This window comes from Halomonas colorata, assembly GCF_014897985.1.
In the GTDB taxonomy this organism is placed as follows: Bacteria; Pseudomonadota; Gammaproteobacteria; order Pseudomonadales; family Halomonadaceae; genus Vreelandella; species Vreelandella colorata.
In genome coordinates this window covers 1-20,324 of the sequence record NZ_JABUZA010000048.1, presented here as the reverse complement: position 1 = coordinate 20,324, position 20,324 = coordinate 1, and the positions used below count along the sequence as shown (strand labels likewise).

The window sequence follows — 20,324 nt, the reverse complement described above, 5'->3', positions numbered from 1 at the left end:
GTGATTTCCTGCTGATGCTGCGAGTAGTGTGCAGCCGTCATACAGAGGGTCGAGAGCGCGATGAGCGAATATTCCCTGTTTACCTCGGAGTCTGTCTCCGAAGGTCATCCCGATAAAATTGCCGACCAGATTTCGGATGCGGTGCTGGATGCCATTATCGCCCGGGATAAACAGGCACGGGTTGCTTGTGAAACCATGGTGAAAACCGGTGTGGCGATTATTGCCGGTGAAATTACTACCTCGGCGTGGGTGGATCTGGAAACCCTCGTCCGCGATGTGATTACCGAGATAGGCTACACCTCCTCCCACGTGGGCTTTGATGGCGCAACCTGTGGCGTTATTAACCTGATCGGCAAGCAGAGCGTCGAGATTGCCCAGGGCGTTGACCGCACCAAGCCGGAAGACCAAGGCGCTGGTGACCAGGGCCTGATGTTTGGGTACGCGACCAACGAAACCGATTCGTTTATGCCTGCGCCGATTCATTACTCGCACCGTTTGGTGGAGCGTCAGGCTGAGCTGCGTAAAAACGGCCTGCTGCCGTGGCTGCGCCCGGATGCCAAAAGCCAGGTAACCTTCCGCTATAATGAACAGGGCCAGCCGTGTGGTGTTGATGCGGTGGTGCTGTCGACGCAGCACGATCCTGACATCGATCAAGAAGACCTGCGCAAGATGGTCAAGCGCGAAATCATCGAACAGGTGATTCCGGCAGAATGGCTCAACGAGAACACCCAGTACCATATTAACCCGACCGGCAAGTTCGTGATTGGCGGCCCGGTAGGTGACTGTGGTTTGACTGGTCGTAAGATCATCGTTGATACCTACGGCGGCATGGCGCGCCACGGCGGCGGTGCGTTCTCGGGCAAAGACCCCTCAAAAGTAGACCGTAGTGCGGCCTATGCGGGTCGTTATGTGGCCAAGAACGTGGTCGCGGCAGGGTTGGCCGATAAGTGCGAGATCCAGGTCTCCTACGCGATCGGCGTGGCGGAGCCGACGTCGGTTTCAATCGATACCTTCGGCACCGGTAAAATTGACGATGCCCAGATTGTTAAGCTAGTGAGCGAGCACTTTGATCTGCGGCCTTACGCGATCACTAAAATGCTCGATTTGCTGCACCCGATGTATCAGCTGACCGCTGCCTACGGCCACTTTGGTCGGGCACCGTTTGAGCACAGCTACACCTGGAGCGACGATAAAGGCGAGCAACATACTGAAACCTTTACCGCCTTCCCTTGGGAGAAGACCGATAAAGCCGACGCATTGCGTCAGGCCGCCGGTTTGTAAGCGATTCGCTAGGCTGTTTGTAAGAGAACGTCCCTTTGGCTCTGCCAGGGGGCGTTTTTTTATGCCCCCTGTTTTAGGCTGAGTCATGCAACAGGCTGAAGCATACAATCATAAGGGGAGGGCGTTATGCCAGCAGTACGGTGGGGACGGCGCATTGGTGGACTGGTGTTAATCACAATGTGTGTCATGGCGGGCAGTAGCGTGATGGCGGCATGTCCTACTTGGCCTAGTGAGCGCCTTAAGCATGAAACTCGTGCACTCGCCGCGCAAATTGCCCAGTGGGACCATGCCTATCATGAAGAAGGCGTCTCGCTGATTGATGATGCGCTCTACGATCAAGCCGTTGACCGGCTCCAGGGCTGGCGCGCCTGCCTGAATGACTCCACTTCCCACCAGCCGCTTACCCGCCGAGTAACGTCCAGCCGCGGCACTCTCGAGCACGCGGCCGCTCAGCAGGGGCTGGATAAAACCAACGAAGCCGGCGTGCGGCGTTTTACCAGCCGGCGGGAAAACCTCTGGATACAGCCTAAAGTGGATGGCGTTGCGGTGACGCTGCGTTATCAAGCAGGCGAGCTGGTGGAAGCGGTTAGTCGGGGCGATGGACAACACGGGCAGGATTGGACGGCCCGCGCCTTGCAATTGCCCAACGTGCCTAATGCTCTGCCCGACACTATCTCAGCCATTTTTCAGGGCGAGCTCTATTGGCAGCTTGAAGAGCATATTCAGTCTCATGCGTCTGACTCTGGGGCACGAGGGGCCGTGGCGGGCGCTATGGCTCAGGCAAATCCCTCTCCGGACGTGCTGGCACGAATTGGGCTATTTGTTTGGGGTTGGCCAGATGGGCCGACCGCCATGAACGAGCGACTGACCCAGCTTAGCGCGCTGGGTTTTGATACGGCCCGCTATACACATCGGCTGGATGAAGAGCACGGCGCAGCCTACTGGCGGAACACATGGTTTAACAACGCGTTGCCGTTTGCCACCGACGGTGTGGTCGTTAAGCAGGCTGTGCGCCCAGGAATCGTCAGCTGGTCGACCGCTTCGCCTGAATGGGCGATAGCCTGGAAATATCCGCTGCAGAAAGTGTTGGCAGAAGTGCGCGGCGTGGAGTTTCGCATCGGGCGCACCGGACGTATTACGCCGCTGCTCTGGCTCTACCCAGTTGAGTTGGAGGGGCGGCGCATCAGCCGGGTGTCGCTCGGCTCGCTTGATCGCTGGCAAAATTTGGATGTGCGCCCCGGCGATCAGGTCGCCATTACCTTGGCAGGACTGACTATTCCACAGGTTGACGAAGTGGTATGGCAAACCCTGGAGCGTACGCCCGTCGCGGTACCCGCCAATGAAAACTACCATCTGTTGAGCTGTTTCCAGACAAGCCCCGGCTGCGATGCCCAACTGCTGGCACGGCTAACCTATCTTGGCGAACAGCTTGAACTTCAGGGGGTGGGCGAAGGGACCTGGCAGGCGCTAATGGACGCCGGGTTAATCGAAGACCTACTCAGCTGGCTGGCGCTTGATCAGGCCGAGCTTCGCCAGGCGCATGGTATTGGCGCTGCGCGTTCCGAGACGCTTTATGAGCAGTTTCAGGCCGCGCGGACAGCGTCCTATAGCGCATGGCTACAGGGCCTGGGCATGCCGCCTGCAGGTAGTGCCGACCTAGAACGCTGGCCTGCTTTAATCGGTTACCAGCATGCGGATTGGGAAGCGCTGCCTGGCATCGGGCCGGGCAGGGCGCAGGCCCTCCAGGCGTTCTTTTCGCATGCCCAGGTGCAGGTAATGGTCCGTACGCTTCAGACATTTGATGTTGATGGCTTTGAATAGCCGCGACCGTTAGCCAAGCCCCGTGGCGCGCAGCATAACGCCCAGATAGAACGGAATCAGCAGCGGAGCGAGTAGTGTGGTGACCAACACCGCGAGCGCTCCTTTTTGCGGCTGAATACCCAGCTCCATGGCGACGACCACCACATTGGACGCCATGGGCACAACACCTAACAGCAGTATCGCCATGGCCAGCTCCGCGGGTACCGGCATGAGCATCTGTAACAGCACGACCGCGGTGAAGGTGGCGGCTGGCCAGACGATATAGCGCAGCCCAACGCAGGCAGCAATAAAGCGCGTATCCCAGGCGGCGAGCGTCACTTGGCTAAGCGTCATGCCAATAATCATCATGCCCAACAGCGTGTAGGTCGCGGGGAAGACATCCAGCGAACTTGCCAAGGCTGTGGGTAGCGTGACATTCAATGAGCTCAGCAGCAGTGCGAGCAAAAACGCGTAGATCAGCGGCAGGCGGCTAATCTTGATCAGGCTTTGGCGAATCGAGAAGTGGCCGCGGGCACTCAGATAAAACCCCACGGTAAATTCATACAGATTAATCCCCAGCATGCAGAACAGATAAAGCGTTACGCCTTCTGGGGGCAGCAGAATCAGCGCGACCGGTAAACCAAAATAGCCGGTATTACCAGTGCCCGATGAAAACGCCAGCAAAGCGCCTTCCTGAGGGCCAAATCGGTGCTGAGTCACGCGCCGTACCAGCAGCGCCAACAGGCTGACCAGAATAAACAGCGCCAATGTTAAGATTAAATAGTGAGGGGTCGGCCCGCCGTTCATCAGTGCGCGAAAGATGGTTAAGGGAGCAATCAGATAAACCAGCAGCGTAGCAATGGGGCGTGGGTCGATTTTTAAACGCTGTGCCGCGATCCATCCCAGGCCCACAAAGCTCAACAACATGAGTAGCGGTCCCATTAAAGCGCTTGGGGATAGCTCCATATGCCCTCCTGGCGGCATCAAGCGGTGAGTAACATGAGCAGAATTAAAGGCCAAACGTGGAATCTTTCATTAGCCCCGGCGCATTATAACGGCGAGAATACCCCAAAGTATCACTATTTATTATTGTTCTGCATGAGGAAATCCCATGAGCAGCCAAGAACATCCGCTAGGTATCAGCTTTGAATTTTTTCCGCCCAGCACCGATGCTGGGCGTGACAAGTTGATGCTGGTTCGCGATGAGCTGGCCGCCCGCAATCCGCGGTTTTTCTCAGTAACTTATGGCGCGGGAGGCTCCACTCAGGCGCGTACTCGGGACACCGTGCGTACGGTTAGCCAGAGCGGCGTGCAAACGGCCCCCCACCTTTCCTGCATTGGCAGCGAGAAAGCTCAGCTGCGTGATCTGCTGACGCAGTACCGCGAGGAAGGGGTCAAAAGTCTCGTCGCACTGCGTGGTGATATGCCATCGGGAATGGGCAGTATTGGCGAGTTACGTTATGCCAATGAGTTGGTGGAGTTTATTCGTGCGGAAACCGGCGATCATTTCGATATCGCCGTAGCGGCCTATCCTGAGTCTCATCCACAGGCAGCGAACCTAGATAGGGATGTGGAAAACTTCGCGCGTAAAATGAAGGCAGGCGCCAACATGGCGATTACCCAATACTTCTTTACGGCCGAGGCGTACTTCAATTTTGTCGATAAGGCGCGAGCGCTGGGCGTTAATCAGCCGATTATTCCTGGGATCATGCCAATCACTAACTATACCAAGCTTTCGCGCTTCTCCGATGCCTGTGGCGCAGAGATTCCTCGCTGGATGCGCAAGCAGTTGGAAGGATACGGTGATGATAGCGATGCAATTGCCAAATTTGGTACTGATGCTGTGAGCAGGCTTTGCCAGCGGCTCTTGGACGGCGGCGCACCGGGGCTGCACTTCTATACGCTTAACCAGTCCGCTCCGGTATTGAAAGTGGTGGGTAATCTGGTTGGCTAACAGCGTATTGAGCTTTCGATTTAAACGGTGCCAAATCAAACGCCCCGCTCACAAACGCCCCGCTCAATTGAGCGGGGCGTTTTACGTTACGACGTTTTATTTTATAGTTTGCTACTAACTCGCTGGCGCTTGCATCTTGTCAGTGTGTTTGCCACCGCCAAACTGCTTGCGCTGTATCATCACAAGACCCGCACCGATCGCCAGACCGGCGATATCCGTGTAAATGCCGCCATAGATCATGCACAGCGCGCCAATCAGCATTATCACGCGTTTTAATACATTCACCGGGCCAAAGAACCAAGCCTGCACCATGCCTGATAGCAGGATGATACCCAGCATGGCAGTGATGCCAACGCGCATAATCTGCAGCGCGGAGCCTTCCATCAGCATGGCCGGGCTGTAGAAGAACATGAACGGCACGATAAAGGCCGCCAGTCCAATCTTGAACGAGGCTACCGAGGTACCCATTGGGTTGTCGCCGGAAATCCCCGCGGCTGCGTAAGACGCCAGCGCCACCGGCGGGGTAATCGCGGATACCACGGCGAAGTAGAAGACAAAGAAGTGGGCAATCAGCGGTTCGATGCCGATATTGATTAGCCCGGGCGCCACAACCGAGGCAGCCACCGCATAAGCGGCCGTGGTGGGCATACCCATCCCCAATAGAATACTGATCAGCATGGCAAACACCAGCGCCAACAGCTGGCTAACGCCCGCCAAACCCAACAGCAGCGAGGAGAAACGTGCGCCAACGCCGGTGAGCGAAATCACCCCTACGATCAAACCCGCACAGGCACATACGGCGATGATCTGGATAGCCATGGTGCCCGCCAGCTGAAGCGCCTTGAGAATCGCGGTCACACCCATCTTGTTAGGTGAAATCCAACTGACAACCGCAGCTGAGGCAGTGGCGAGCGTTCCCGCCCGAATCACCGAGTACCCCATAAACAGAGCGACAATCAGGATAATGATGGGCGCAAACAGATAGGCCTGCTTGATGAGTTTGGAAAAGAGCGGAATTTCGTCCTTGCGCATGCCGCGCATGCCTTTACGGGCGGCTTCGAAATCCACCATAAAGTAGATAGACACAAAGTAAAGGATGGCCGGAATCACTGCCGCAATGGCGATGTCGGTGTAAGGAATGCCGGTGACTTCCGCCATGATAAAAGCGCCCGCGCCCATAATCGGCGGCATGATTTGCCCACCGGTAGACGCCGCCGCTTCAATAGCGCCAGCACTGCGCGCGGGGTAGCCCACTTTTTTCATCAGCGGAATGGTCAGTGAACCGGTGGATACCACGTTACCGGCTGAGGTGCCGTTAATCATGCCCATCAGGCCTGAAGCAAAAATAGATACCTTCGCTGGGCCGCCACGGGCGCGTCCAGCTGCTGCAAAGGCGAAGTTAACAAAGTAGTCACCTACCTTTGAGGCTTGCAGGAACGCGGCAAAAATAATGAACAAAATAATGTAGGTCGAGGAGACAGCGGTGGTCGGACCCAAAATGCCGGCGTCGGTATAGACCTGGCTGAAGAAGCGTTGCAGCGATAGACCCGGGTAGCCCAAAAAGCCTGGCAGGTATGGCCCAACAAACACATAGCCCAGGAACACCGCCGAAATTATTACCAGCGCCAAGCCGGCCACGCGACGGGTTAGCTCCAAAATAAGCAGCGAGCCGGCAATGGCTGCCCAGGAGATGCCGGGAGGCGCAAACGAGGTGCCGGTCGACATCCGCATGCTGGTATTGAAGGCCATTAATAAATAGCCCGCACTGGCCAGCGCACAGATCATGAGCACCAGATCTGCGGGGTTGAAGCGGTGGCGAGTCTGACGATAGAACCATGACAGCACGATGGCTGCGGCCGTTGTGGCCATTAACGGATAGCCGTAGTGCAGTGTCTCGACCGCGGCGTCGATGCGCATGGCGCCGCCGTTAATGGTTTGTTGCATCAGAAAGACTTGCGCAAGCGTATAAGCCGCAGGCACCAGTAGGGCGTAGCTCGCCCATTTAAACCATGCCGGTGAGGCGGTTTGGTGATCCTCTGCAAAGCGGGCGCCGGCAAATAGTCCATAGCCTAGGATTAAGGCACCAGCGATGTGAACGATACGAAACGACCATGTTTCCATGGGGTACACGTTCAGTGAAATCAGGTGAAAGCTTGAGTAGGCAATGGCCAGCGTAGCAAATAGCAAAAACTGCCAACCGGTAAAGACACGGCGGTTAGGCTCAACGACTTCTTCATCAACGCCCTCAGCAAGAATAGGATCGGGTGATGAAGCAAGTAGGGCATCATCCTTGAGGCCGTTGGGGTTTTGGGGGGTCGCGGGACTCATCAGAGTTCACCCTCACAGCAGGAGCAAAAAAAGGAGCAGTAGCCAAAACTGCCCCGCCTGAAGAGTCAGTTACGGGGCAGTCAGATGGTGCGTAAGGTTTAGTTGATCAGGTCTTCAGAAATTTCATAGCCGTTCTCTTCGTACCAACGTGCTGCACCCGGGTGGAAGGGCAGAACATTGTTATGCACGATGTTTTCCGGAATGCTGGTTTCAGCACTGCGGTGGATAGAGCGCATACGATCGTTGTTTTCCATGGTGGCCTTGGTCACTTCATAAATGAAGTCTTCTGGCAGGTCACAGCCGGCAATCGCAAAGTTCCACATGGAAACCGCGCGTGCATCATCTTCAAGCGTTGAGTACGTGCTGGCCGGAATATTGAATTCGGCTACTGGGAAGGCTTCCAATACGGTGGCAAGCTCATCTTCGGTAAATTCGATGATGTTCACATCCGTCTGTACTTCTAACTGGCTAACGGCTGGGATCGGAATACCGGCGGCAAACGCCACTACGTCCAGCAGGCCATCCTGAAGCTGTCCGCCGAGGTCAGACCAACCACCGTTACGACGTTCGAAGTTGACGCCCAGGGTTTCAAGCATGGCGGGGAAGTAGGTGTCAGAGGTCGAGGCTGCGGGACCGAAACCGATGCGCGCGCCATCCGGAATGTCTGAAATGGACTCGATGCCGGAGCTTGAAAGGGCGGCAATCGAGAACGGCGTTTCATACATTGGGAACAGGGCACAGACGTTATCCATCATCAAGCCCGGGGCCAGCGGGCTTTCGCCTTTCACCGCGTCAGACGCAGGACCCATCGTGGTCAGACCGAAGGCCATATCGCCACTGTGTACCAACGCCAGGTTCTGGGTCGGGCCACCGGTGACTTCGCCACCGCCAGAAACGCCCAGTTCGTCAGCGATAAAGTTGGCCCAGCCCGAACCGTACACGAAAAACGTGCCGCCCTGGCTTGCGGTACCCACGGTAAAGTTTTCGGGCCAGTCAGCGCGGTCCGCGTGAGCGCTGGCGGCTACAAGCAGGGCTGCACCACTAACCAGTAGAGCGAGAGTTTTCGGCATCATCGTGCGCATGGCATGTTTCCTAAGCTGTTATTGGGATTATGGACTGGCAAGCGTGTCTACATGCCAGTAGCAATCGTTATTAAGCACTTATTTAATAGCGATTGTTGTGCCATTTAGAAGTTAGATTAATAAAAATATGTACTTATGAAATTTTTATTCAACTTTAGTGGAGATACAGTAATCGCGAAGTGTCTGGTAATTCGCACGCAAGCAGGTAGATAGTGTGCGGTTTTCCGCTCACTATTGAATGGGAAAACAGACAAATAGGCAGGAGTTAGGCAAGAGGAAATAGTAAAACAGTGGCCAGGCGAGTTAGCAGCCAGGCAATTAAGTAGCTAAGAGAGCTTTTGGCTCTCTTAGCTAGGGCTTAGGTATGGGGGTTGCGGGGATCGAGGATTTTTACCGGTTGAACGTCCTGACTTTTCTGCTCCTCGCGCACCTGGTTAACCCGGGTGGTTAATTCTGAGGAGCTTTCATCTTCGATAGGCAGCTGCTCAAAAAAATCACAGTTCACGCACTCTCGGTAACGGATGCCGTTCTGTTCCCAGGCGCGAATACGGTCCATTGCGGCGCAGCGGGGGCACGTGACACCCGCAATAAAGCGCTTAACGGTAGACATGGCGTTCTCCAAACGCGCGGCGCCGTCTTATGCTTGGCGCCGCGCTTAGGTCAATAAGCTGAGGTCAGTAAAAAATTAGGCGGCGCGAATGCCGCTATGGCGCAGCAGCGGCTCTACGCTGGGCTCGCGACCACGAAACGCCACGAAGAGCTCGGCCGCGTCGCGCGCCCCGCCCTGCTCTAAAATCTCACGGCGGAAGCGTTGGCCGGTATCAGCATCAAATATACCCGCCTCCTCAAAGGCGCTCCACGCATCGGCAGACAGCACCTCGGCCCACTTGTAGCTGTAGTAACCCGCGGCGTAGCCACCGGCGAAAATATGCGCAAAGCTATTTTGAAAGCGATTGAAGGACACCGCTGGCACCACTGAGACTTCACTGCGTACTTCGTCTAACAGTGCCTGAACGTCGCGGGCTTTGGGGGCACTTAATTCATAGTGCAGGCGCAGGTCAAAGACCGAGAACTCAATTTGCCGCACCATGCCCATGGCAGACTGGAAGTTTTTGGCTGCCTGCAGGCGCTCAACCAGCTCAGAAGGCAGGGCTTCGCCGGTATCTACATGTTTGGCAAGCAGGTTAAGCCCTTCGCGCTCCCAGCAGTAGTTCTCCATAAACTGGCTGGGTAACTCGACGGCATCCCAGGCAACGCCGTTAATACCTGAAATATCGGCAATATGCTGTTTGGTCAGCATATGGTGCAGGCCATGGCCAAACTCGTGGAACAGCGTAGTGACTTCATCGTGAGTCAGCAGAGCAGGCTTGCCCCCAACCGGCGCGGTAAAGTTACAGGTTAAAAACGCCACCGGACGCTGGATGCCGTTATCGGTCTGGCGGCGTACCCGGCAGTCGGCCATCCAGGCGCCGCCGCGCTTGCCTTCGCGGGCGTACAGGTCCAGATAGAACCCGGCGATCGGCTGGCCGTTTTCGGTAATCTGGAAATAGCGCACGTCAGCGTGATAGCGCGAGGCGTCGATATCTTCTTCTACGCGTACTCCATAGAGCCGCTCAACGACGTGAAAGAGACCATCAATCACGTGCGGTGCGGGGAAGTAGGGGCGCAATTGCTCTTGGGAAATCGCATGGCGCGTCTCGCGAAGCTTTTCACTCGCGTAGGCGATATCCCAGGGTTCCAGCGTGTCGATGCCGAGCTCGTCGCGGGCATAGGCGCTTAATTCGGCAAATTCTTCTTTCGCCTGCGGCACCGCACGGCGCGCAAGATCGCCCATAAAATCGAGCACCTGCTCGGGCGATTCAGCCATTTTGGTGGTCAGTGAAAAATCGGCATAGGTCTTAAACCCTAAGAGCTTCGCAAGCTCCTGGCGCAGCGCTAAAATCTCTTCCATGATCGGAGCATTATCAAATGTACCTTCACCCGGGCCCTGGTCGGATGCGCGAGTAACAAAGGCGGTATACACCTCGCGGCGCAGTTCGCGGCTGTCGGCATAGCTAACCACCGGGAAGAAGCTCGGGAAATCCAGGGTGATCCGATATCCAGCGACCCCTTTGGCTTCGGCGAGGGCTTTTAATGTATCCAGCGCGCTTGAGGGAACACCTGCCAGCTCCTCTTCGCTGTCGATGTCCTTATGCCATGCCTGGGTAGCATCCAGCACGTTATTGGAGTACTGGTTGGAAAGCGTAGAAAGGCGCGACTGGATTTCGCCGTAGCGGGCTTTTTTATCGGCGGGTAAATCCACCCCCGCAAGGCGGAAATCGCGTAGGGCGTTATCCACCGTGCGCTGCTGAGCTGAATCTAGCGTGGCCCAGGCATCGCCCTCTTTGAGTGCCTGCCAGCCATGAAAAAGCCCTTCATGCTGGCCGACCCAGGTGCCAAAGGCGGAAAGTTTTTCCAGGCAGGCTTGGTAGGCTTCGCGAAGCTCCGGTGTATTCATGGTGCCGTTTAGGTGGGAAACCGGTGACCATGCTTGGGAGAGCCGGTCGCTTACTGCCTCAAGGGGCACAGCGAAGCTTTCCCAGGTGGGCGGGGTTTTTGAGGCCTGTTGCGCCAAACGGTCAATCGTTGCGCGGTTCTCATCAAGCAATGTTTCCACCGCAGGCACCACATGCTCTGCACGTATTTCAGCGAAAGGGGGAAGCTCGTGCGTCTCAAGCAGGGGATTGCGGGACATAAGCACCTCGTGGGCAACAATTAGGGGGCGCAAAAAAAGCGCGATGATAGTCACAAAATGCGGGCAGTCGGCCACTCTTTCAATGGCAAGGTTTGGTCTCTTGGCGGGCGCCTGCTAGTCTTGCCGCCTTTTAGTGCCCACAATGGCAGGAGTCAACAATGAGCGAAACGCTGGAGCGCTGGGGGTCGAAGCGGGCCTTTATCTTGGCGGTAACGGGTGCAGCAGTGGGGCTGGGCAACATCTGGCGCTTTCCTTATGTCGCAGGTGAAAACGGCGGCGCGGCCTTTTTACTGATTTACGTAGGCTTTGTTCTGCTGTTGGGTATTCCTGTCATGATGGCTGAAATTCTCATCGGCCGAGCGGGGCGCCGTGGGCCAATACAGGCGCTTGGTGCACTGGCCATGGATGCCGGGGCATCTGCTAACTGGCGTTGGCTGGGAATTTTCGGCGCATTCACCGTTTTTTGTATCTTATCTTTCTATTCCGTGGTTTCCGGCTGGTCGATCGAGTTCCTGGTCGCCTCAGTGAACGGGCAGTTCAGCGGTGCAACGGCTGCAGAGATCGGGGCAGGTTTTGATGCATTTTTAGCCAGCCCCGGCTTGCTGATTTTTAATCATTCGCTGTTTTTATTTATGACCATGACGGTAGTCGCCGCTGGCGTCTCAAAAGGCCTCGAGCGGCTTAATAATCTGTTGATGCCGCTGCTCTATGGTTTGCTACTCCTGCTGGCAGGCTATGCCGCTACCACCGATGGCTTTTCTACGGCGTTGGCGTGGTTATTTCTACCCTCGTTTGAGGCGCTAACGCCTACCGTGGTACTGCATGCCATGGGCCACGCCTTCTTTACGCTGGCGGTGGGTGCCTGTGCACTGATGGCGTACGGGGCATATATGCCGGAAGACCAGAGCCTGCCTAAAGCGGCTGTGGCCGTGGCGGCGCTCGACATCAGCGTGGCACTACTGGCCGGTATTGCGATTTTCTCCGTGGTGTTTGCCCAGGGAATGGATCCGGCCGAAGGACCGGGACTGATGTTTGTGACGCTGCCTATCGCCTTTGCAGAGCTGCCCGGTGGCGTAGTGTGGCTAAGCGTATTTTTCCTGCTACTGTTGCTGGCAACCTGGACATCGGCGATTAATCTGGCAGAGCCAATGGTTGTCACGCTGCAAGGCTTGGGGTGTCGGCGAAGCATCGCCACGGCTATCGTCGCGCTGAGCGTTTGGCTAATGGGGCTTTTATCGGCGTTCTCGTTCTCAACGCTTGCCGATTTTCGGCCGCTGTTTGGGCGTAATGTTTTTGAGCTGGTCAGCAGTATTCCGCCCGACGTGTTTTTACCGTTGGGAGGGTTGATGATTGCCATCTTTGCCGCCTGGGTAATGCCGCGGACTACCGCGATGCAAGCACTGGGCGCCGGGGAAGGCGGCTATCTTTTATGGCGTAACGTGGTTCGTTGGGTGTCGATTCCGCTGACATTTATCGTATTGCTGGGCGGGCTGTTATAAACCGTGCCGTGCTAAGGCGCGCCGTATAACCGCTATAAGATAGCCGGTAGGTTCTTTGACGATCAGGAGAGTGCCATGCAAGACACAAACAGTGCGCTAAGAGATTTTAAAGACCAGTCACCGCAGCTGGGCGAGCGTGTGTACATTGACCCGGCAAGCGTTGTGATTGGCGATGTTGTGTTGGGCGACGACTGCTCGGTATGGCCGATGACGGTGATCCGGGGTGATATGCACCGGATTCGTATTGGTGCGCGTACCAGCGTGCAGGATGGCAGCGTGCTGCACATTACCCACGCCAGCGACTTCAACCCGGCGGGCTTCCCGCTCACGATTGGTGAAGACGTAACCATTGGCCATAAGGCTATTTTGCACGGGTGTACGCTGGGCAGCCGAATTCTGGTGGGCATGGGGGCGATCGTCATGGATGGCGCAGTGGTCGATGACGAGGTGATTATTGCCGCAGGCGCGGTCGTTACACCCGGCAAGCACCTGGAAAGCGGTTATGTATATGCGGGCAACCCCGCCAAAGCGCTACGCCCTTTGAAAGATAAAGAACGTGCGTTCTTCCCGTATACGGCGGGCAACTATGTAAAACTGAAAGATCAGTTCCTGGCCGAAGCATGCTTATGATTAACGTTGGCTAAAGCGTTGGCCTACCAACCTTTTTTCTAAATCAGCCATGTTGCAATCTTAAAAAATCTGGTAATTTATCCAGTTTTCTAGGGTGCCGCGACATGGCGAACTTTCGCACGCATATTACGGTAGCGACCGCGGGCGGCATGCTAATGGCGTACGCGGGCTGGCAAGCACAGTGGTGGCCTTCTTCCCAGGCGATATTGATCGTGGCGCTGGTCGCGTTTGGCGGCATTCTGCCCGATATTGATGCGGATCGGTCGCGCTCTATCCGGTTGATTTTTAATATTCTTTCTGTGCCTTCACTGGTGCTGGGCGTGATGCTGCTGGAGTCATGGCTAACGCCGGGCATGCTGCTTCTTGCCTGTGGCGGCATTTACTTCTCGGTGCGCTATCTGGCGGGGATCCTGTTCTCAAAGTTGACGGTGCATCGGGGTATTTGGCATTCACTGCTGGCGGCGGGGCTATGCTCGCTGTTAACGGCGGCGCTGAGTTTTCATCTTTTGTTTCAGCCGCCATGGATGGCATGGTCGCATGGTGCGGCCGTTTTGCTAGGGTTTATCATTCATTTAGGGCTTGATGAGATCTATAGCGTCGATTTGGAAGGGGCCCGGCTGAAACGCTCATTTGGCACCGCGCTCAAGCTGGGTGACAGCCGACGGCCGATGTCTAATCTTTTAATGCTGATTGCGACCTTAACCCTGCTGCCCTGGGCGCCCCCCTGGTCGGTATTAGTCGAGCTTATGCATCAGGGGTCGCTGCTGTGGCGATAGTCATCAGCGTTTAAACCATGTTTTTTGAGCTTGTCGTAAAAGGTTTTACGCGGGATACCCAGGTGGCGGCAGACGTCCGTTACACGGCCATGGTGGCGGGAAAGGGACTGGCTGATCAGACTCTTTTCAAATAGCTCCACCTGGCGCGGCAGGGTGGGTTCCTGGGTATCAGCCGCGGCCCCTTCCAGCAACATGTCTAGGCGATAATCAAACGCCGCCCCCAACAGCACGTAGCGCTCTGCCAGGTTGCGCAATTCACGCACGTTGCCGGGCCAGTCGTGAGCCAGCAGGGCCGCGATGCCATGGCTGTCCAGACTGGGGGCTTCCAGGCCACTACGATTCGCAGCCACAACCGCAAAGTGTTGAAAGAGGAGAGGGATGTCTTCCCGACGTTCGCGCAACGCGGGTAAAGGCAAGGTGACGACGTTGAGTCGGTAATAGAGATCTTCGCGAAAGTGACCTTCTTCAGCGGCGGCCTTTAGGTCCACTTTGGTGGCCGCAATCACGCGCAAGTTGAGCGGGATGACTTCATTGGCGCCCAGTCGCTCGATACTGCGCTCCTGAAGCACACGCAGCAGTTTGACCTGCAGGGCCTGCGGCATTGATTCGATTTCATCCAAAAACACGGTGCCGCCGTTGGCATGTTCAAACTTACCAATGCGCCGCTCCACTGCGCCGGTAAAGGCGCCTTTTTCATGCCCGAACAGCTCAGACTCAATGGTGTGTTCCGGTACGGCACCGCAGTTGATCGCCATAAAAGGGCTGTTGCGGCGCGCGCTGCGCTCATGGATCGCACGGGCGACCAAATCCTTCCCCGTTCCCGTTTCACCAAACAGCAGCACATCGGCTTCTACCTGACTGATGCGCTGGATCATGGCGGCCAGACGCGAGATTACTGCTGTACGACCGACCAAGCGAGGGCCAAGGGCGGCCTGCTGTACTTCCAGCTCGGCTTTAAGGCGATTATTTTCCAGGCTGAGCTGGCGCTTTTCTATGCCCCGCCGTACGACGTCGAGCAACTGATCACCGGCAAACGGTTTCTCCAGAAAGTCCCAGGCACCGGCACGCATAGCTTCCACGGCGGTGGAAATATCGCCATGGCCGGTAATCAGGATAATCGGCAGGGTAGGGTCGCGGTGATGCAGCTCATGAAGTAATTCCATGCCGCCCATGCCGGGCATGCGGATGTCACTGACAATCACCCCTGGGAAATTCTCCGGCAGCGCGGCCAGCGCCTGCTCGGCCGTTTCAAAGCAGTAGGGCGTGTAGCCGGCAAGTTCAAGTGTTTGACTGGCGGTGATACGCAGATGGGGCTCGTCGTCGATCACCATGACCGGCAGTGTCGACGGCTCATGCATGTTTATTATTCTCTTTTAAAAGGTGTGGAGCGTGCGGGTGAGCGGGCGGCGAGTAAGGTAGCGAGATGGTAAAACATGCGCCACCTTGTTCACGGTTCACGACCTGAAGCTTGCCGCCAAGGTCGTCCATGATACGCGAAGAGATGGAAAGTCCCAGCCCTAGCCCGCTTCCTGGTGCTTTAGTGGTGAAAAAGGGTTCAAAAATCTGCGCCATGTGCTGCTCACCGATGCCGGGGCCGTTGTCTATCACGCTGATGGTTACCTGCTTTCCGGTAAGCGTGGCGCTCAGCGTGAGCGTCGGATTAGGGGTCTCTTTCATGGCATGGAGCGCATTGCCGATCAGATTCACCAGCACCTGCTCAAGGCGTACTAAATCACCGGTGACCCATAGCGTGACGTCAGGCCACTGTTGTTCGACGTGAATATGTTCCTCACGCAGGCGGCTTTGAAACAAACGCAGCGCGTATTCAATGCACGCCTGGACGGAAATTGTCTCCTGGCGCTCGCTACTCTTGCGTGAAAACTGGCGAAGCTGCGCGCTGATATCGGCCATGCGTTTGGTTAATTCAACAATTTGTTCCAAGTTGGTGTCGGCCTGATCAACCCGGGAAAGCGCCAGAAAGCGCCGGGCGTTTTCACCATACGCACGAATAGCGGCCAGCGGTTGATTGAGTTCATGGTTGATCCCGGCGGCCAATTGCCCAAGGACGGCGAGCTTGGCGGCTTGAATCAGCTCATCTTGGGTTTGGCGCAGGTTGGCTTCTGCGCGGCGGCGCTCTTCAATTTCATCCGAGAGGCGCTGGTTGCTGGCTACCAAGTCGCGCGTGCGCCGCTCGACACTCTCCTCCAGCTCATCGCGAACGAGGGAAAGCGTTTGCCGCTCACGTTCAGCAAACGCTTCGCGCTCACGGCGTAAGCGCAAACGCTGCCACCCAATCGCGCCACCCAGGGCAATGATTCCATAAAGCCCTCCCGCCATTAGTGCGGCGATCCATTGCGCGCTTATAACCGGCGCTAAGGGTTTAAAAATATGCATCTGCCAGCCAAACTCTGCCACCGGCCGGGTAAGGCTTAAATAGCGGCCGCCACTGAGCGGGCCTTGCGAGAAGCTCACCAACGCGCTGTCAGGTCCATATGTTGTCTCTATATTAATACCCGATGGCGACAATGGCTCCATGGCGTAGCGTCGCGTTGCAAGCAGTGCATCGCGCCGATCATCACTAAGCGGATAGAGCGCGTTCATGCGCAGTTCCGGGCGGCTGGCCATGAAGATTATATTGTCGCTATCAGTGACCAGCAGCTCGGCGTCTTGCTCCGCCCAGCCCTCTTCGACCTCATCCAGCAAGACCTTAATCACCATGACGCCGTCGGGCTGGGCATCGGGAGAGGTATCATCAAGCCAGACGGGGGCCGAAAAGAAGTAGCCGCGCTCCAGCGATTGGGTACCTAAACCGTAAAACCGCCCTTGCCGACCGGCAATGGCTTCCGTGTAATAGCTTCTAAACGCGTAGTTATGCCCAATAAAGGTATTCTGGCGATGCCAGTTGCTGGCAGCGATGGTATCGGCGTTACGGTTAAGCAAATAGACATCAGAGACCCCAGAGGTAAAGCGAAAACGGTCAAGCAGCAAGTTGAGCGGCATGGGGTCTTGGCTGTCTGGAGAGTCTAAAAAACGTTGTACGCCTTCCCTGGTCGCCAGCATTTGTGGCAAATAATCATAGCGCAGCAGGTAACCGTTTAAGTTGGCGGCAGAAAGCCGCAGCTCGTTTTCGGCATCGTCTTGTAAGTTTGATAGCGCCTGCTCGCGGGCCAGTTGAGCGGCTTGCCACATACATAGCATGAGCCCTAGCGGAATCGCGATCAGCCAGAGCAGTCGCCAGCGATGGTCTGAAAGGCGAGGTAAGCGACTCATGCGGGTGTGCTACTGGTACCTTGGGCACGACGCAGGGCTCGCTGGGCGCGGGTTTCCGCTCTGGCCATCTCGAGAAGACCCTCCTCAACGTACACTAGGTGCTCGTGCGCTCGGCTGCGGGCATCTTCAGCACGGCCTTCTAAAATCGCATCTAGCAGGGCGCGGTGCTGCTTCATTAACTGCGAGCGCGAGTCGGGCTTTGCAAAAAGATGGGCGAGGTTATCAACGATGCTCTGCTCTAATAAATGGAAAATGCCTCGAATAGTGTGAAGTAACAGTACGTTATGAGCGGCTTCTGCAATAGCGAGGTGGAAGGCGGCATCTAACTTTGCTTCTTGGGCGGGGTTGGCGCCCACAAATCCACCGTCAAGTTCTTCAAAGCGCTGGATTAATACGGCTTTGTCCGCTGGCGTCGAGCGTAACGCGGCGTAATAAGCCGAAATGCCTTCCATCGCATCGCGAAATTCAAGCAAATCCAAATGAAATTCGTTGTGCCGGGAAAGCATCTCCAACAAAGGGTCGGTGTAGCCGCTGTTGAGCGTTTCATTCACGAAGGTACCACCCCCTTGGCGGCTGGTAAGCAGGCCTCGTGCGGCAAGCTTTTGGATGGCTTCACGTAGAGAGGGGCGCGACACGCCAAAACGTTCAGCAAGCTCTCTTTCTGGTGGCAGGCGCTGACCAGGCTTGAGGCTACCTTCAAGAATCATTGCCTCAAGGCGCTCGGTAATCACATCAGCCAAGCGCTGCTGGCGGAGCGGTGGATAAGTCATTAGTGCAGATCCTCATAATTGGTAAGACCAATAGTAGGGGCTTTAATGGTTTGTCTCAACAGTAAAAGGCTAGCAAATTGGTGACTATTGGCACCGCTTGTTTGGTTTATAACTAAAGTATATGGCCAAAATACGCCGTGATGCGTGATGCGCGTTTGACACGACTGCGGCGCCTCATTACTGTTGATGCAAATTTTTTGTAAATTGGTAAAACCAATTTTATCTAGGGCGTTTAACACTGACGCTTCGATGACCGTTTATAGATAGTACTTATCGATAGTGCATCTGTTTATTGCATAGGGCCTGCCATGATCATTTCATCACCGACGGACTACCGCCTAGCTGCCAAGCGTCGTATCCCCCCGTTTCTGTTTCACTATGCTGATGGTGGGTCATACGCAGAGCATACGTTGCGGCACAATGTTGAAGACCTAGCGGGTATCGCGCTGCGGCAACGAGTGTTGAAGGATATGTCGTCGCTATCGCTGGAAACCGAACTGTTTGGTGAAAAGATGGCAATGCCTCTTGCCTTGGCGCCGGTGGGGCTAACAGGCATGTACGCTAGGCGTGGTGAAGTCCAGGCAGCACGGGCAGCGACCAAGAAGGGCATACCGTTTACGTTATCGACGGTCTCCGTATGCCCAATTGCAGAAGTGGCAGCGGCAGTGGAGCGGCCCATCTGGTTTCAGCTTTATGTATTGAAGGATCGGGGCTTTATGAAGCACGTGCTTGAGCGTGCTAAGGCGGCAGGGGTTAAAACATTAGTCTTCACCGTTGATATGCCTGTGCCTGGTGCGCGTTATCGCGATGCTCATTCAGGCATGAGCGGCAAAAGCGGGCCTATGAAACGTATGCTGCAAGCTGCGTTGCATCCTCTTTGGGCTTGGGATGTCGGTGTGCATGGTCGCCCGCATGACCTAGGCAACGTGTCTGATTATCGTGGTCAGCCGACGGAGCTTGAAGATTATATTGCCTGGCTTGGCGATAACTTTGATCCCTCTATTTCCTGGAAAGATCTGGATTGGATTCGTGAGCAGTGGGATGGCCCAATGGTTATTAAAGGCATACTGGATGCTGATGATGCCCGTGATGCAGTCCGCTTTGGGGCTGATGGCATTGTAGTTTCAAACCACGGTGGCCGTCAGTTGGATGGTGTGCCTTCTACCGCGCGTGCCCTGCCTGCTATTGCAGATGCAGTTAAGGGTGACCTGGCCATCCTGGCTGATTCTGGTGTGCGTAATGGGTTGGATGTAGTAAGGATGATTGCCATGGGCGCAGATACAGCATTGATTGGTCGCGCCTTTATCTATGCGCTTGCAGCAGCAGGTGAGGCGGGAGTTGCTAACCTGCTTGAGCTTTTCGAAAAAGAGATGAAGGTGGCGATGACGCTCACCGGTGCGCGAACAATTGCTGATCTCAGCACCGAGTCATTAGTGCCTGACTCAATTCCTGCGCTTACTTAAATAGAGGGGATGCTACTGCTGGCATTAGGGTAATAGACGAATGTTGGAGTTTTTTTACAAAACCACTTGCCAAGACGGCAGCGAATCCGTAAAGTACGCATCCGCTGCCGGGGACGCACAGCGTTACCAGCGGTGATTGAAGGTGAAAACCTTCGGTTTGTCAGAGAGTTAGAAGAACTCAGCAGCAACATGCTTCGATGTCTTCCAGCGCTTTTTGAAACGAGCCACGCCAGAAAGCAACGTTATCTCGCTTTCTTCGCTCACTCGCTTCACTCACTCAAAACAGTGATTGACAAACACCAGGAAATGCGTAGAATACGCCTTCCTCGCTGAGGCAAGCCAGTTCATCGGTTAGCTAGTTACTTCTTCGGAAGTTCAGCAGCGAAAACAGCTCTTTAACAATTTGATCAGGTAATTCATGTGGGCGCTTGCCGATGAGGGTGATAAATCACCAAATATCAAGGCAAGCGGTCATGAAAACGAAAGTTTGAATGAATTCGTTTGAACCTTGAGCCAAGTTTGATGCGCTTTTGTTACCTTCGGGTGGCGAGTAAGCATCACAATGATTTTAAACTGAAGAGTTTGATCATGGCTCAGATTGAACGCTGGCGGCAGGCCTAACACATGCAAGTCGAGCGGTAACAGGGGTAGCTTGCTACCCGCTGACGAGCGGCGGACGGGTGAGTAATGCATAGGAATCTGCCCGATAGTGGGGGATAACCTGGGGAAACCCAGGC

Annotated in this window: 15 protein-coding genes and 1 rRNA gene; 8 read left to right on the top strand and 8 right to left on the bottom strand. The window is 55.6% G+C overall.

The features are described 5' to 3' along the window. Positions 1–60: 60 nt before the first annotated feature. Together metK and ligB are read left to right on the top strand one after the other, a co-directional pair. The gene (metK, locus tag INT33_RS18030) at positions 61–1,281 is read left to right on the top strand and encodes a methionine adenosyltransferase (protein WP_192539264.1); all 1,221 of its coding nucleotides are present in this window, start codon (positions 61–63) and stop codon (positions 1,279–1,281) included. A 126-nt stretch (positions 1,282–1,407) separates the two neighbouring features. Further along, a complete protein-coding gene (gene ligB / locus INT33_RS18025) occupies positions 1,408–3,102 on the top strand; it encodes an NAD-dependent DNA ligase LigB (protein ID WP_226940263.1) in 1,695 nt (564 codons plus the stop codon). Between the two features lie 9 nt (positions 3,103–3,111). On the opposite strand, the gene INT33_RS18020 is transcribed toward ligB, so the two are convergent. Beyond that, entirely contained in the window at positions 3,112–4,047 is a 936-nt protein-coding gene (locus tag INT33_RS18020) for an AEC family transporter (RefSeq protein ID WP_193092645.1), read from the bottom strand. Positions 4,048–4,192: 145 nt separating this feature from the next. On the opposite strand from INT33_RS18020, the gene metF reads away from it, so the two are divergent. Then, the gene (metF, locus tag INT33_RS18015; RefSeq protein ID WP_193092644.1) at positions 4,193–5,035 is read left to right on the top strand and encodes a methylenetetrahydrofolate reductase [NAD(P)H]; all 843 of its coding nucleotides are present in this window, start codon (positions 4,193–4,195) and stop codon (positions 5,033–5,035) included. 114 nt (positions 5,036–5,149) lie between these two features. Here metF and INT33_RS18010 read toward each other — a convergent pair whose 3' ends face one another. The 4 genes from INT33_RS18010 to prlC form a co-directional block, all read right to left on the bottom strand. After that, positions 5,150–7,363 carry a TRAP transporter permease gene (locus INT33_RS18010; protein ID WP_193092643.1) on the bottom strand — a complete coding sequence of 738 codons (2,214 nt, stop codon included), beginning with the start codon at positions 7,361–7,363 and terminating at the stop codon, positions 5,150–5,152. A gap of 98 nt (positions 7,364–7,461) precedes the next feature. Then, positions 7,462–8,445 (bottom strand): TAXI family TRAP transporter solute-binding subunit, encoded by a 984-nt coding sequence (locus tag INT33_RS18005; protein WP_193092642.1) that lies wholly within the window; start codon positions 8,443–8,445, stop codon positions 7,462–7,464. 358 nt (positions 8,446–8,803) lie between these two features. Continuing rightward, a complete protein-coding gene (locus INT33_RS18000) occupies positions 8,804–9,055 on the bottom strand; it encodes a YheV family putative zinc ribbon protein (protein WP_193092641.1) in 252 nt (83 codons plus the stop codon). 75 nt (positions 9,056–9,130) lie between these two features. Beyond that, on the bottom strand, positions 9,131–11,179 hold the full coding sequence (gene prlC / locus INT33_RS17995; RefSeq protein WP_193092640.1) for an oligopeptidase A: 2,049 nt from the start codon (positions 11,177–11,179) through the stop codon (positions 9,131–9,133). A 158-nt stretch (positions 11,180–11,337) separates the two neighbouring features. On the opposite strand from prlC, the gene INT33_RS17990 reads away from it, so the two are divergent. From INT33_RS17990 to INT33_RS17980, 3 genes are all read left to right on the top strand, one after another. Beyond that, the gene (locus INT33_RS17990; RefSeq protein ID WP_193092639.1) at positions 11,338–12,678 is read left to right on the top strand and encodes a sodium-dependent transporter; all 1,341 of its coding nucleotides are present in this window, start codon (positions 11,338–11,340) and stop codon (positions 12,676–12,678) included. A gap of 75 nt (positions 12,679–12,753) precedes the next feature. Further along, positions 12,754–13,308 (top strand): gamma carbonic anhydrase family protein, encoded by a 555-nt coding sequence (locus INT33_RS17985; RefSeq protein ID WP_192539272.1) that lies wholly within the window; start codon positions 12,754–12,756, stop codon positions 13,306–13,308. Between the two features lie 104 nt (positions 13,309–13,412). Further along, positions 13,413–14,084: a metal-dependent hydrolase gene (locus tag INT33_RS17980; RefSeq protein WP_193092638.1), complete on the top strand. Its 672-nt coding sequence runs from the start codon at positions 13,413–13,415 to the stop codon at positions 14,082–14,084. On the opposite strand, the gene INT33_RS17975 is transcribed toward INT33_RS17980, so the two are convergent. Genes INT33_RS17975 through INT33_RS17965 form a run of 3 tightly spaced genes read right to left on the bottom strand, consistent with a single transcriptional unit; the run spans position 14,060 to position 18,124 of the window. Next, complete coding sequence (locus INT33_RS17975; protein ID WP_193092637.1) at positions 14,060–15,442, bottom strand: sigma-54-dependent transcriptional regulator; 1,383 nt, start codon at positions 15,440–15,442, stop codon at positions 14,060–14,062. The genes INT33_RS17980 and INT33_RS17975 overlap by 25 nt on opposite strands. Next, a complete protein-coding gene (locus tag INT33_RS17970; protein ID WP_193092636.1) occupies positions 15,435–17,354 on the bottom strand; it encodes a sensor histidine kinase in 1,920 nt (639 codons plus the stop codon). The genes INT33_RS17975 and INT33_RS17970 overlap by 8 nt, the downstream gene beginning before the upstream one ends. Beyond that, on the bottom strand, positions 17,351–18,124 hold the full coding sequence (locus INT33_RS17965) for a GntR family transcriptional regulator (RefSeq protein WP_009724995.1): 774 nt from the start codon (positions 18,122–18,124) through the stop codon (positions 17,351–17,353). Before INT33_RS17965 ends, INT33_RS17970 begins: the two co-directional genes overlap by 4 nt. Positions 18,125–18,432: 308 nt before the next feature. Here INT33_RS17965 and lldD point away from each other — a divergent pair, with 308 nt between their 5' ends. Continuing rightward, positions 18,433–19,587: an FMN-dependent L-lactate dehydrogenase LldD gene (gene lldD, locus INT33_RS17960; protein WP_193092635.1), complete on the top strand. Its 1,155-nt coding sequence runs from the start codon at positions 18,433–18,435 to the stop codon at positions 19,585–19,587. Positions 19,588–20,157: 570 nt separating this feature from the next. After that, positions 20,158–20,324, top strand: a 16S ribosomal RNA gene (locus tag INT33_RS17955); the annotation flags it as partial.